The following is a 13034-nucleotide window of genomic DNA, read 5'->3' as shown; positions in this document are numbered from 1 at the left end:
TCGACGTGCCCGTCGGGGGCGGGGCGAGGACCGAGAACGACAGCCGGGCGATGGGCGAGTTCCGGAGTGCCCTCGGCGGGGCGCAGCACGGTTGCCGGCGCACGGATGAGGGTGGTCCTGCCCGCACCATTGGGTCCGAGCAGGCCGTGGGCGCCGGTCGGTGGCCGGCGACAGGTCGAGACCGTCGACGGCCATGCGTCTGCGCCCTCCCCTGACCTTGAGCCCGGTGGCCCGGATCTCCCAGGCGTAGGCCGTCGGCGTGATGTCGGCCGCGCTCAGCGCGGACGTCATGCGGACGTCATGCGGACGTCATGCGGACGTCATGGGGTGTTTCCTTCCCCGGTTCATCGATGGGCTCCCAGCACGGTGTACGCGTTTCTGCGGGCGACGACGACTGCGATGCCGAGCGCGAGCACCAGCGCCCACACGGGCAGTCCGTCCGTGCGCAGGGCGAAGGTCGTACGGCTGGTGGCCAGGGTCGGCGCCATGACCACGGCCGCCCACACGGCCACCAGTGCGAGGGCGGCGCGGGTCACGCCCACGAGGCCGCCGAGCGCCAGGGTCGTCGAGGTGAAGGCCAGAGAGGGCAGCAGCCACTGCGCGGCCGTCACCCCCGTCGCCCATCCCCCCAGCAGCAGCACGGGCACCACCACGGCGAGTACGGACGCGGTACGCCGCAGCACGAGCTGGAGCCCCGCTCTGGGCACCGAGGCCGTCAGTTCGTACGCCGGGTCCAGTCCCCGCGACCAGGACGCCGCGACGCCGAGCACGGGCAGGACCGGGGCGAGCAGCAGCACGAGGGACACCTCGTCGGCGGCGGGGCCGGTGTCGGCCAGGTCGAGCAGCAGCGCGAGCAGGGTCACGCCGGCCACCATGGCCAGCCAGGGTCCCATGGCGGGTGTCAGCCAGCTCGACAGCCGCGCCGACCAGCGCCTTCGGCGGGGCATCGTGGGCGTGGCGGCCAGTTGGGGTTCGAGGTCGGCCCACACGTGGCCGACCAGCGCCGTCACTGCGGGTGCCGTCGTGGTGAGGGCGGCCGACAGCCGGTCGCGGCATGCTCCGCAGGCCTCCAGATGGGCCTCCAGGGCCCACACCTCGTCGGGGGCGATGTCCGTGTCGCCGCGTGCGTAGCCGTCGATGATCCGTGTCGACGCGTGTTCCACGCTCATGCCAGCGCCTTCCGCAGCTCGGTCCGGGCCCGGCGGGCGCGGGTCTTCACCGTGCCCTCGGGCACGCCGAGCAGGACCGAGGTCTCCCGGACGGACAGTCCGTCGAGCACCATGGCCTGCAGTACCTGTCTGAGTTCGGGCGCGAGGCGCCGCAGCGCGTCCCCGACGTCACCGCCGACGGTCGTGGCGAGCGCCTCCTCCTCGGCGGCGGGCGCCACGGGCTGCGCGGCGGCGGCGGGCGGCGGCTCCGCGTGGTGGGCCCGGCGCCGGAACGCGTCGACGAGACGGCGTGCCGCGATCGTCCAGAGCCAGCCGACGGCCGTTCCTCCCACGGCGGCGCCGGCGAACGCGCCCGCAGCGCGCCAGACCGCCAGATACGTCTCCTGCATGACCTCGGCGACGATCTGCTCGTCGGCGCAGCGACGGCGCAGCCGCACCGCGAGCCATGGCGCGGTGCGGTGGTACAGCTCCTCGAAGGCCGCGCGGTCGCCCCTGGCGACCAGCCGGACGAGACGCTCCTCGTCCGGCTCGCCGGGCGTCTTCCTGACTGATCTCACACCCGCTAGACGCGGAGCCTCGGTGTCGGGTTTCCCCCGGAGCGTGATCCCCGTCACAGGCCGGGAAGATCGGCTCGGCGTCGCCACCTACGGGGTTGCCGACGGCGACAGGGGTACCGGCGAGGTGTCGGTCGATCTTTCGATCTACCCGTGCGAGCCCCCGCGCGTGCGGCGCTCCGGTGACGTACGTGAACTTTTGGGGCTTATTTATGTGTTTGCCGGGAACTCGCACTGCGCAACGGTCGCCGTGGGTCTTCGGACCGGCGGGCGATCCCGGGTACGGACGAGGGAGAGGCCGTGACCGTTCGTGTGGGCGTAGAGGAAGAATTCCATGTTCTTGACGCGGAGAGCGGGCGGCTGGTCCCGGGCGCCGATGTGGTCCTCGGTCGCCTGCGCGAATCCGGGTTCAAGACCGAGCTGCAGCGCTCGGCCGTGGAGTGGAACAGCCGGGTGCACGCCTCTCTGGACTCCCTGCACGCCGATCTGTCGGGTGCGCGGCGGCGGCTGGACGCGGCGGCTTCTCCGCTGGGGCTGGCCGTCGTCGCGGCGGGCACGGTACCGCTGGCGCGGCTGGCGTCCGGTGACCCCACCCCCGACCCCCGGTACCGGCACATGGTCGACGAATACCGGCAGGTCGCCGACGAGCATCTCGTGTGCAGCGCGCAGGTCCACGTCGACGTGCCCGACCGGGACACGGCCGTCCGGCTCTTGTGCGCCGTCTCTCCGTGGCTGCCGCCGCTGCTCGCGCTGTCGGCGAGTTCACCGTTCTGGCTGGGCAGGGACACGGGGTACGCGAGCTGGCGCACCATGCTGTGGCAGCGCTGGCCCACCGCCGGACCGGTCGGCTGCTTCGCCGACGCCGCCGAGTACGACGCGGCGGTCGAGGGGCTGGTCCGCTCCGGCGTGATCAGCGATCCGGGCATGGTCTATTACGACGTACGGCCGTGCGCCCACCAGCAGACCCTGGAGCTGCGTGTCTGCGACGCCTGCCCACGCACCGAGACGGTCGTGCTCATCGCCGGACTGTTCCGCGCCCTGGTCGAGGACGCGCGGGCCCGGCTGGAGCGTCCGGGCCGGGTCTGCGACGGCAGGCACGAATGGCTCAGGGCCGCGGTCTGGCGCGCGGCCCAGGCGGGCCTGGAGGGCACCCTCGTCGACCCGGTCACCCGCCTCGCCGCCCCCGCCCCCGCCGTACTGCGCGACATGCTCCGCATGCTGCGTCCGACCCTGGAGGCCTCCGGCGACTGGGACACCGTACGCGTTCTCCTGGATGAGGCACTGGCCGGAGGCAGCGCGGCCCGCCGACTGCGGGGGATCGCGAAGGATCAGGGCCTGCTCGCCTGCGCCCGGACGCTGGTCGCCGAGACCCGCGGCGAGCGGGGGCACCCCGGAGCCGTACACCGACCCGTCACGGCAACCGGTGCGGCCCCGTCCGGGGCCCCGGCACCGCACCCCGTGGAAGCCGTCGGCGGCTGACCCGCGCGGCCATGAAGAAAGGCACTCGCATGCCCAGCAGCACCAGCGACATCAACGCGAAACGGTTCTGCTCGTGCTCGCTCGGGGCACCCCCCTCGAGCACGAGCGAAAGCCGTCCCCTGCGAGGGGGTGCGGCCTGATGTGTGGCCTCAGCGGAGAGATCCGCTTCGACGGCGGACGGCCCGACCTGGCGGCCGTCGAGCGGATGACGGACCGGCTCGCCGCCCGGGGACCGGACGGCAGGGGCCTGTGGTCACAGGGCGCCGTCGCACTGGGTCACCGCCGTCTGAAGATCATCGATCTGTCCGAGTGCGGAGCCCAGCCGATGGCCGACCCGTCGGGGCGGATCGCCGGCGTCTTCAACGGCTGCGTCTACAACTACCAAGAGCTGCGCGAGGAACTGCGCGGTCTCGGCCACCGCTTCTTCTCCGGCTCCGACACCGAGGTGGTGCTCAAGGCGTACCAGCAGTGGGGTACCGCCTGCGTCGATCACTTCTACGGGATGTTCGCCTTCGTCATCGTCGAACAGGCCACCGGACGCATCGTCCTGGCCCGCGACCGGCTGGGCATCAAGCCCCTGTACCTGGCCCACGCACCGGGACGGCTGCGTTTCGCCTCCTCGCTGCCGTCCCTGCTGGCGGGTGGTGGCGTCGACACCTCGCTCGATCCGGCCGCGCTGCACCAGTACATGAGCTGGCACGCCACGGTCGCCGCGCCCCGTACCGTCCTCGCCGGGGTGCGCAAGCTGCCGGCGGCCACCGTGCGGGTCATGGAGCCGGACGGCCGCCACCGAGACATCCGCTACTGGCAGCCGTCGTACACCCGCCGTCCCGAGCACGGGCGGCTGGGCGCGGACGACTGGCGGGACATGGTGCTCGGCGCGCTGCGCACCGCCGTACGCCGGCGCATGGTCGCCGACGTGCCCGTCGGAGTGCTCCTGTCCGGCGGGCTGGACTCCAGCCTGATCGTGGCGCTGCTGGCCGACGAGGGACAGCGCGATCTCGCGACGTTCAGCGTGGGCTTCGAGTCGGAGGGCGGCGAGGAGGGCGACGAGTTCCGCTACTCGGATCTGGTCGCCCGGCGCTTCGGCACGGACCACCACCAGTTGATGGTGCCCTCGGACCGGGTGTCGACGGCGCTGGACTCGGCTATCGAGGCGATGAGCGAACCGATGATCAGCCATGACGTGGTCGCCTTCCATCTGCTGTCGGAGCAAGTTGCGAAGGAGGTGAAGGTCGTCCAGAGCGGTCAGGGCGCCGACGAGGTCTTCGCCGGCTACCACTGGTACCCGGACCTCGCCGACGTCCCGAGGGAGCGGGAGCCCGAGACGTACGCGGACACGTACTTCGACCGGCCGCACGCCGACCTCACCCGCATCCTGCGGCCCGAGGTGACACCCGATCACGACGTGTCCGGCCGCTTCGTACGGGAGCACATGGCGCGACCGGGCGCCGAGACGGCCCTCGACGCGGCACTGCGGCTCGACACCGAGGTGATGCTCGTCGACGATCCGGTCAAACGCGTCGACAACATGACCATGGACTGGGGGCTGGAGGCCCGTGTCCCCTTCCTCGACCACGAGTTGGTGGAGCTGGCCGCCGCCTGCCCGCCGGAGCTGAAACTGGCCGACGGCGGCAAGGGAGTCCTCAAGGCGGCCGGCCGCCGGGTCCTGCCCGCCGAGGTCGTCGACCGGCCCAAGGGCTACTTCCCCGTCCCCGCCGTCAAACATATGGCGGGCCCGGTGCTGGGGCGGGTCCGTGAGGCTCTGTCGGCGCCCGAGGCCAGGTCACGGGGTGTCTTCCAGGACGCGTACGTGGCCAGGCTGCTGTCGGCGCCCGACGAGCACCGCACCAAGCGTGGGGCTAACGCGCTGTGGCAGGTAGCTTTGCTGGAGATATGGCTGCAAACGCACGGAATCCGCTGACCGGGGCGCAAGGGGCTCGTCCCCCGCGTCCGTCGACGGTGGCACCGCGTCCGTCCACGGGCTCTCCCGTCCACTCCCCCGGCGGCGAGGACATCGTCGACGGGGCGCCGTGGCGGCCCGCGGAACACGGCACCGGCGCCGCACCGACGGCCGAGGGCGCCGACGGCCGGGCGGGGGCGGTCACCGCCGCCATGCCGACCTCCCTGACCTCGGTGCCGGCCTCCCTGGCCCCCGAGCCGGTCCCGCTGCCCGACACCGCCGGGCCGCTGGACACACCGCAACCGCTGCGGTCCCACGGCTGCTGGTATCCGTCGGTGGACCCGAGCGGCAGACGGATCGCGTTCATCTGCGACCGCGGCGGGGTTCCGCAGCTCTGGACCGGACCGGTCGGCGGACACGAGGTCCATCTGCTGGACTCCGATCCCCACCCGGTCAAGGAGGTGGCCTGGTCGCCCGACGGCCGCTGGATCGCCTACACCACCGCCCCGGGAGGCGGTGAACACACCCGGGTGCTGTGCGTACGCCCCGACGGAACCGGGCGACGCGTCCTCGCCGGCGGCGAACCCGGCAGCTCGGCGTACCTGGGCTGCTGGCAGCACGACGGCTCCGGGGTCGCCGTCACCGTCGCCGAGCCGGTTCTGGCGCCGCTGCCCGTGCCGGGCAGGGCGGACACGGAGGAGGGGGCCGCTCCCACGGAGCCCGGCCTCGCCGATCCGGACACGTACACGGTCCCGCATCCGCCGGGCTGGACCTGCCGCGACGGCCGGGCCGTACTGCTGGGCGGTGCGCACCGCGGTGACGCCGGTCCCGCCGGCCGTCTTTCCGGAGGAGGCGGCGGGGCCGGCGACGGTGCGCGATCGGCGGGCCTGTCCGGGCGCGGGCCGTCCCTGCCCGGTGCCGAGCAGGACGAGGACGGCGAGGTGGTCCCGGAGGTGACGGCCGGCAAAGGGCTGGCCGCCTACCTCGTCGACCCCCTGGGTGTCGCGGCGCCCACCCTGTTGGCGGTCGAACGCGGCGCCGCGACGCTGCGGGTGTGCGACATCAGCCGGGACGGGCGGCTGGCGCTGCTGCGCCGGGGCCCGCGCGGACGCCGGGAAGCCCTCGTCGTGCGCACCGCCGATCTGCGGATCACCTTCGCCCTGCCGGTCGCCGACGGCGACCCGTGGATCGGCCGGTTCTCCCCGGACGCCACGACGCTGTGGCTGCGCAGCGACGCGGCACGCGAGTTCGCCGCGCTGTTCGCCGTCCGGCTGGATGCCGACGGGCAGTCGCTGGGGCTGACCGTCGCCGCGGAGCGCGAGGACTGCGGACTGGAACTGCTGGCCCTTGGCCACGACGGGCGCACCGCGGCCCTGGCCTGGAACGTCCGAGGAGCCAGTGAGCTGGAGCTCACCGCCGTCACGGCGGCGTCCACCGAAGACCCCCGGACGGGGCCGTCGATGACCGTGGAGCTGCCGCACGAGGTGGTGACGCGTATCCCGCAGGTCGGCGGCCCCGCAGGGCCGGTGCTGGCCCTGTCCGGTTCGCAGCGCCGCCCCGGTGTGTGGTGGTTCGCGGAGGGCACCGCACGGCGCACCGAGTGGTCGTCCCGCGACGAGGACGCCGTCCCTCCCGGCCGTCCGCCCGTGCGTCCCGTGCCGTTGCGGCTGTCCGCGCGCGACGGACTGCCGCTGAACGGTTGGTACTACCGGGCGCGGGGCCGGGGCGCCGGGGAGCCGGCACCCTGTGTGCTCCATCTGCACGGCGGTCCGGAAGAGCAGGAGCGGCCCGTGTTCAACCCGCTCTACCACGAGCTGCTGGGCCGGGGACTCGACGTCTTCGCTCCGGATGTGCGCGGATCCTCGGGGTACGGCCGGTCCTTCGTCGACGCCGACCTCGGCACGGGACGGTTCGCCGCGATCGAGGACGTCGCCGCCTGCGCCGCCCACGTCGTCGTGACCGGTCTCGCCGACCCGAGGCGGCTGGCCGTCATGGGCCGCTCCTACGGCGGCTACCTGGTGATGGCCTCCCTCGTGTGGCACCCGGAGCTCTTCCGGACGGGCGTGGCGGCCTGCGGTATGTCCGATTTCGCTACCTTCTACGCCGGCACCGAGCCATGGATCGCGGAATCGGCGGCGCACAAGTACGGCCACCCGGAACGCGACCGTGAGCTGCTGCGCGCACTGTCCCCGATGACCCGTGTCGACGCGCTGCGGGTGCCGCTCCTCGCGGTCCACGGTGAGCATGACACCAATGTGCCGCTCGGCGAGTCCGAGCAGTTCGTCCGCGCGGCCCGCGAGCGCGGCCTGGAGGCCGAGCTGCTGATGCTGCGCGACGAGGGCCATGACTTCCTGCGCGCGGACAGCCGGAGGATCTTCCGCCGGACCGCCACCCACTGGATCGAGCGCCACCTCGCCGTCTAGGGCGTCTGTTGGATCTCCGCGGCGTAAGGGCGCTCGCCACGCGCACTGGCCACGCGGCGCGTTGGGCGCTCCCCGACCCCGGGCATCAGTAGGTTTTGTCCGCATAAAGACACCTACCTTGAGAGTCTCGGGAAGGCACTACGTGAGTCCCCACAGCTGTGACCGATCGCCGCGCCGTCCGATGCCCCGGGCGCGTCGGGTACTACCACGGGCACTGAGCGCGGGCCTGGTAGTGGCGGCCGCCTCCGGTTGCGAGGCCACCTGGCGGGACTTCCCCCGCCTGGGGATGCCCACCCCGGTCACGGAAGAGGCACCGCGGATCCTGTTCCTGTGGCAGGGCTCGTGGGCGGCCGCGCTCGCCGTGGGCGCGCTCGTGTGGGGTCTGATCATCTGGGCCGCGGTCTTCCACCGGCGCAGCAGGACCAGGATTGAGGTCCCCCCGCAGACCCGGTACAACATGCCCATCGAAGTGCTGTACACCGTGGTCCCGCTGATCATCGTCTCGGTGCTCTTCTATTTCACGGCCCGTGACGAGGCCGAGCTCCTCGAACTCTCCGAGAAGCCCGCTCACACCGTGGGTGTGGTCGGTTTCCAGTGGAGCTGGGGCTTCAACTACGTCGAGGACGTGGACGGCGAGGCGGACACGGGCGACGCGCGGGCGGAACCGGACCTGGGCATCGTCCCGGACAGATATCGCAGGGCCTTCCCTCCTGGAGCCGAAGGCGTCTTCGACGTCGGTGTCCCCGGCAGCCGCAACCCTCAGACCGGGAACCCGGGTCCGACCCTGTGGCTGCCCAAGGGCGAGAAGGTCCGGTTCGTGCTGTCCTCCCGCGATGTCATCCACTCGTTCTGGGTGTTGCCGTTCCTGATGAAGCAGGACGTCTTCCCCGGCCACAACGTCAATGTCTTCGAGGTGACGCCCACGCAGGAGGGCACCTTCCGGGGCAAGTGCGCCGAGCTGTGCGGCGTCGACCACGCCCGGATGCTCTTCAACGTCAAAATCGTCTCACCCGAGCGCTACCAGCGGCATCTGCGGGGACTCGCCGACCGGGGCCGACGCGGCTTCATCCCGGCGGGCATCGAGATCACCGACCCGGCCAGGAACAACGAGCCCCGCAAACTGTGAGGCGTGTCCAGGCCGGGATACTCGGCCGACCTCACGAAGGGAGTCCTTCATGAGTGAGCAGACACCGTCCCAGGCGGAGGGCGAGCGACAACCGCCCGATGGCACGGACGACGAGCCACGGACGTCCGGTCGCGACACGCCCCGGACCACCCCCTCGCAGACGGAGGGGGACGAGGGGGAGGACGAGGGCGACGACACGGACGGGGAAGGAAGCTACGCGTGAGGAGCCGACGGACGTGAGGAGCCGACGTGCGGGGCGTGCCGTGGCTGGACGGGTCGGCGCGGTACGACGCCATGGTGCGTCTCTCGCGAGCGGCAGGCCTGCCCAAGCGGCTGCCGGACGGACTGGGGGCTGGCGGTGCGCGTGGACGATGCCGACGGCCCCGACCGCCCCTCCCTGGACCCGCTCCTCACGAGCATCACGAGCAGCGGCAGGAGCCGGGGCACCAGGCACCTGCCGCTCCCCCGCGCCGACGCCCAGATAATGGGCTGCCCCAGCATCCTCGCCGCCTTTCCCGCCGTCCCCGGCACGGGCCCGTGCCGGGGACCCGGTGAGCCTGAAGACGGCCCTGAACACCGCCGGACCGCTCGGCTTCGACCTGTGCGCGGAGGATCCCCACCAGTCCTTGGACTTCACCGGTCCTTGGACTTCGACATCTACGACCACGACGCCCGCGGCTTCACGCCGGCCCCCGCCGTGGCCGTGAGCCGCCGCGCCGCGTACCTACCGAGGCTCCCGGGCAGGCCGCCGGTGAGGATGCGGCCGGTAAGCGACCGCTCCTCGCACGTCCGCCCTTCGCGCGTCCGCTGCTCGCACGACCGCTGCTTGCACGACCGCTCGCCGCACGAACGCTGCACGTACGCATGGCAGGCCGTACCACCCCGCGGGGCGGGGCGGCGCCTCGCGGGATGGATCAGCCTGCTCGGTGTCAGCGGCTCCGTGTCAGCGGCTCTGTGTCAGCGTCCGGGCCGGGCCGAGCGCGTGCGGCCACTCCTGTCTGCCTTGTTCGCCGCCGCGCTGGCGGCCAGCGCCAGCAGCAACGCGAGGGCGCCGACGATGATGTTGTTGACGACGGTCCGTGTGGTGTCCACGTTCCCTGCCACGACCCAGGGCGCGACGATGGTCCAGATTCCGATCAGCGCGGCTGCCCACGCCCTCGCGTGCGTGCGCTCGTAGGCGTGGCCGAAGCCGCTCAGCAGGAACGCGTACGCGATACCGGTGATCAGGTTGTTCACGGCCAGGGTGCTGAAACCGTTGAACCCGGCGATCCAGGGTGATGCGGCCAGGTACAGGCCGGTGACGAGGGCCAGCGCTTCGACGGTCTGCCCCTGCTGGGTGCTGGCCGCCCGCTCGGCCCGGGCGTGGCGCTCCCGCATCTCCATGATGTCCGGGTGAGACTCCAGGGGGGTGGTCTGGGTCCGCTCGGTCATGCCCGCCTCCTTAATCAGGGGTCCACGATCCACGCGTCCCCGGTGGCTGCACCTCGGGTACCCAACAGACAGCCTCAAACCACACCAAAGCGGACGCAATCCTTGAGGTAATGGGTGATGTCGTCGCATCCCCGGCTTCTCGTCCACGCGGTCGGCACGTCGTCACGCCAGCCGGGTTCAGCCGGTCAGTCCCTCCACCAGCTCGAAAGGGGGACCGCTTCAGCCGTCCGGGCGTGTGCCGTGGCCAGTGGAACCGGATGGCTGAAACATGGCCGGGGTGTCCCGCGTCGCGGACGTACCACCCTACGACCGGGGTACCTCGCCCGTTCGCTTTTCCCCGGCCTTCCCGAGGAGTACCTCGATGACCTTCAATCCCCTGGAGCAGCGGGGCATCCCGCTGGACCGCCAGCTGCGCGGCTGGCGCGAACTGAACGTGCAGCCGATCGATCCCGACCGCTGCGACCCGTACACCCGGTGCCGGATCATCACGATGAACGGGATCGAGGTGGAGGCGATCCTCTTCAGCCACCAGCTCGCCCGCAACACCATCGACCCCGAGGTCAAGCGCCAGCTCGCCCGGACCCGCTACATCGAGGCGCAGCAGCAGAAGGTGGTGAACTGGCTGCTGCCCGGCGTGTCCTCGGTGCTGGAGACGACGATCGCCTATGAGCAGGTCGCCGTGGACCTCACCGCGTGGGTGGCGCGTATGGAGCCGGACCCGTACCTGAAGCAGGCGTACCAGTTCGGTGTGCTGGAGGACTTCGATCACCTGTACCGGTACGCCAACCTGTACGAGATGATCGAGCACCGCAAGGCGGAGTCGATCGTCGACGGGCTGACGGAGGTCATGCCCGGTCGGCCGACGAAGTTCCACCACCGGGACCCGTACGACAACGTGCGCGACCCGTACGCCAAGGACGAGACGAACCCGCTGTCGAAGCTGCACGCGCTGACGATCATGTCGGCGGAGCAGCAGACCATGAACTTCTACATGAACACCGGCCCGACCTACATGGAGCCGATCGCCCGCCAGCTCTACCAGGAGATCGGGCTCATCGAGGAGGAGCACGTCACTCACTACGAGTCCCTCGTCGACCCGGGTGAGACGTGGTGGGAGCAGCTCGTCACCCACGAGTACAACGAGTGCTACCTCTACTACTCCTTCATGGAGCAGGAGAGCGACCCCAGGATCAAGGCCATCTGGGAACTGCATCTGAACATGGAGCTGGAGCACCTCCACTCCGCCTGCGACCTGATGCGCCGCCACGACGGGCGCGATCCCGCCTCGGTGCTGGCGCCGGAACTGCCGAACGTGCTCACGTTCGAGCCGAACAAGCAGTACGTGCGCGAGCTGCTGGACACCCAGATGGACCTGACGACGCTCGGGGCCGGCTATGTGCGCGAGGCGCACGAGCGGTTCGAGAAGATGCAGGAGCAGATCCACGGCGGGGAGGCTCCGCCCAGCGATCGGGTCATGGCGGAGCACGACGAGATGTTCGGCCGTGAGTACCGCGTCCAGTCCGAGGGTGAACACCCCGACCCCGCGATGCGCGAGAAGTGAGGGAGCCGAGATGACCGAGCTCGACACCCCGCAGGCCGGTGACGACCGGGCCGGGGACATCGACGTGGTGGCGTTGCTGATGCGGCAGCACGGTGACATCCGCAACCTCTTCGACGAGGTGGAGGCGTCCAGCGGTCAGGAGCGCCGTGACGCGTTCCGTCGTCTGGTGCGGCTGCTGGCCGTGCACGAGACCGCAGAGGAGGAGGTCGTACACCCCTTCGCCCGCCAGGCCCTGGCCGGCGGTGCACAGGTGGTCGAGGACCGGCTCGCCGAGGAACGCGCGGCCAAGGAGACGCTGGCCGCGCTGGACGACACCGACACCGACGACCCGAAGTTCATGCTGCAGCTGAGAAAGCTGCGCAAGGAGGTCCAGGAGCACGCGCGGGCCGAGGAACGCTACGAGTTCACGCACATCCGCCGCAGCACCAACGTCACGCAGCTCGCCGCCATGGCCAAGGCCGTCAAGGCCGCCGAGGCCATGGCGCCCACTCGTCCTCACCCGGGTGTCGAGTCGGGGGCGGCGAACATCGCGCTCGGGCCGGTCGCCGCCCTCATGGACCGCACCAAGGACGCGGTCCGCAAGGCGATGGGCAAGGACAGCTGACTGAACGGCTGACCAGGAGGGCTCACGGCCGGCAGAACCTTGCCGGTCATCTCGTCCTCGCCGAGGCCGCCACGCGCCGACGGCTACCCGCGGTGACCGCGATCGAGCGGCTGCCCGGCATCCCACACGCCACCTTTCATCGGCACCGCGCCGACCTGATCGACACCCGCTTCCGGCCCTGCATCCCGGATGCCTGCCAGTTCGCCCCGCGACCACCACGTCCTCCGCTGACGACGCGCGCGTACGTTGAACCGCCCTTTACCTGAGGGACGCGGACACGAACCCGTCCTGTACCTGAGGGAACTCGCGCTTGACCACAACCGTCCGCTCAGCGGCCGCAGCATGGTCCCGGTTGGTCAGCAGTTTTCTGTCGGGCTCTGCGGGGCCTGCGCCCGCGTGAACCCGTGGCTCCGCTCCACTCTCGCCACGTGCAGCGTGTAGCTCTGATACCACTCGTCTCGCCCGCGCTGCTGCGCCGCGCGGTGCTCGGTGTCGGTACGCCACTCCGTGAGTGCGTCGGCGTCACGGTAGTAGCTGACGGTGATGCCCAGCCCGCCGGGAGTCTGCGCGTGGTCCATCCCCAGGTACCCGGGGACGTCCTTCACCAGGTCTTCCAGGCGTGCGTCGGTCTCGCTGTAGCCGCTCTGCTCCTGGCTTCGCACAGTGGTGAAGACAGCCACGTAGTAGGGGGGTTCATAGGCCCCGACGGGCGCGACAGGCGCTTCCGACTGATTGCTCATGGCGCCGCCGTGAGGCGGGATGTGCCGCCGCGCGTCCACCTCTA

General features: G+C 71.3%; 12 protein-coding genes and 1 pseudogene. 8 read left to right on the top strand and 5 right to left on the bottom strand.

Annotated elements, in window-relative coordinates; translation table 11 throughout:
• Positions 1–56 precede the first annotated feature (56 nt).
• The 3 genes and pseudogenes from ACFY9I_RS20065 to ACFY9I_RS20055 all read right to left on the bottom strand — a co-directional run.
• A pseudogene (locus ACFY9I_RS20065) lies at positions 57–291 on the bottom strand (ABC transporter ATP-binding protein); the annotation flags it as partial.
• 53 nt (positions 292–344) lie between these two features.
• A complete protein-coding gene (locus ACFY9I_RS20060; RefSeq protein ID WP_391003358.1) occupies positions 345–1169 on the bottom strand; it encodes a zf-HC2 domain-containing protein in 825 nt (274 codons plus the stop codon).
• On the bottom strand, positions 1166–1726 hold the full coding sequence (locus ACFY9I_RS20055; RefSeq protein ID WP_391003356.1) for a sigma-70 family RNA polymerase sigma factor: 561 nt from the start codon (positions 1724–1726) through the stop codon (positions 1166–1168). Before ACFY9I_RS20055 ends, ACFY9I_RS20060 begins: the two co-directional genes overlap by 4 nt.
• 297 nt (positions 1727–2023) lie before the next feature.
• Here ACFY9I_RS20055 and ACFY9I_RS20050 point away from each other — a divergent pair, with 297 nt between their 5' ends.
• The 5 genes from ACFY9I_RS20050 (at position 2024) to ACFY9I_RS20030 (ending at position 8877) form a co-directional block, all read left to right on the top strand.
• Complete coding sequence (locus ACFY9I_RS20050) at positions 2024–3202, top strand: YbdK family carboxylate-amine ligase (protein WP_391003354.1); 1179 nt, start codon at positions 2024–2026, stop codon at positions 3200–3202.
• 139 nt (positions 3203–3341) lie between these two features.
• On the top strand, positions 3342–5126 hold the full coding sequence (locus ACFY9I_RS20045; RefSeq protein WP_391003352.1) for an N-acetylglutaminylglutamine amidotransferase: 1785 nt from the start codon (positions 3342–3344) through the stop codon (positions 5124–5126).
• A complete protein-coding gene (locus ACFY9I_RS20040; protein ID WP_391003350.1) occupies positions 5099–7528 on the top strand; it encodes a prolyl oligopeptidase family serine peptidase in 2430 nt (809 codons plus the stop codon). The genes ACFY9I_RS20045 and ACFY9I_RS20040 overlap by 28 nt, the downstream gene beginning before the upstream one ends.
• A gap of 142 nt (positions 7529–7670) precedes the next feature.
• On the top strand, positions 7671–8654 hold the full coding sequence (locus ACFY9I_RS20035) for a cytochrome c oxidase subunit II (protein WP_391003348.1): 984 nt from the start codon (positions 7671–7673) through the stop codon (positions 8652–8654).
• A gap of 49 nt (positions 8655–8703) precedes the next feature.
• Positions 8704–8877, top strand: coding sequence for a hypothetical protein (locus ACFY9I_RS20030; RefSeq protein ID WP_391003346.1), 174 nt, complete (start codon positions 8704–8706; stop codon positions 8875–8877).
• 734 nt (positions 8878–9611) lie between these two features.
• Here ACFY9I_RS20030 and ACFY9I_RS20025 read toward each other — a convergent pair.
• Positions 9612–10085 carry an SPW repeat protein gene (locus tag ACFY9I_RS20025; protein WP_391003344.1) on the bottom strand — a complete coding sequence of 158 codons (474 nt, stop codon included), beginning with the start codon at positions 10083–10085 and terminating at the stop codon, positions 9612–9614.
• A gap of 361 nt (positions 10086–10446) precedes the next feature.
• Between ACFY9I_RS20025 and ACFY9I_RS20020 the strand changes: the two genes are divergently transcribed.
• From ACFY9I_RS20020 to ACFY9I_RS20010, 3 genes are all read left to right on the top strand, one after another.
• Positions 10447–11646: a hypothetical protein gene (locus tag ACFY9I_RS20020; protein WP_391003342.1), complete on the top strand. Its 1200-nt coding sequence runs from the start codon at positions 10447–10449 to the stop codon at positions 11644–11646.
• Between the two features lie 10 nt (positions 11647–11656).
• Complete coding sequence (locus ACFY9I_RS20015; protein ID WP_391003340.1) at positions 11657–12250, top strand: hemerythrin domain-containing protein; 594 nt, start codon at positions 11657–11659, stop codon at positions 12248–12250.
• Positions 12251–12342: 92 nt separating this feature from the next.
• Positions 12343–12516, top strand: coding sequence for a hypothetical protein (locus ACFY9I_RS20010; RefSeq protein WP_391003338.1), 174 nt, complete (start codon positions 12343–12345; stop codon positions 12514–12516).
• Positions 12517–12606: 90 nt separating this feature from the next.
• Here ACFY9I_RS20010 and ACFY9I_RS20005 read toward each other — a convergent pair whose 3' ends face one another.
• Positions 12607–12990 (bottom strand): antibiotic biosynthesis monooxygenase, encoded by a 384-nt coding sequence (locus ACFY9I_RS20005; protein WP_391003702.1) that lies wholly within the window; start codon positions 12988–12990, stop codon positions 12607–12609.
• Positions 12991–13034 lie beyond the last annotated feature (44 nt).

The organism is Streptomyces sp. NPDC012510 (assembly GCF_042955065.1).
Taxonomy (GTDB): domain Bacteria; phylum Actinomycetota; class Actinomycetes; order Streptomycetales; family Streptomycetaceae; genus Streptomyces.
Note: the sequence above shows the minus strand (reverse complement) of the source record. Positions and strands in the feature narration are given on the sequence as shown.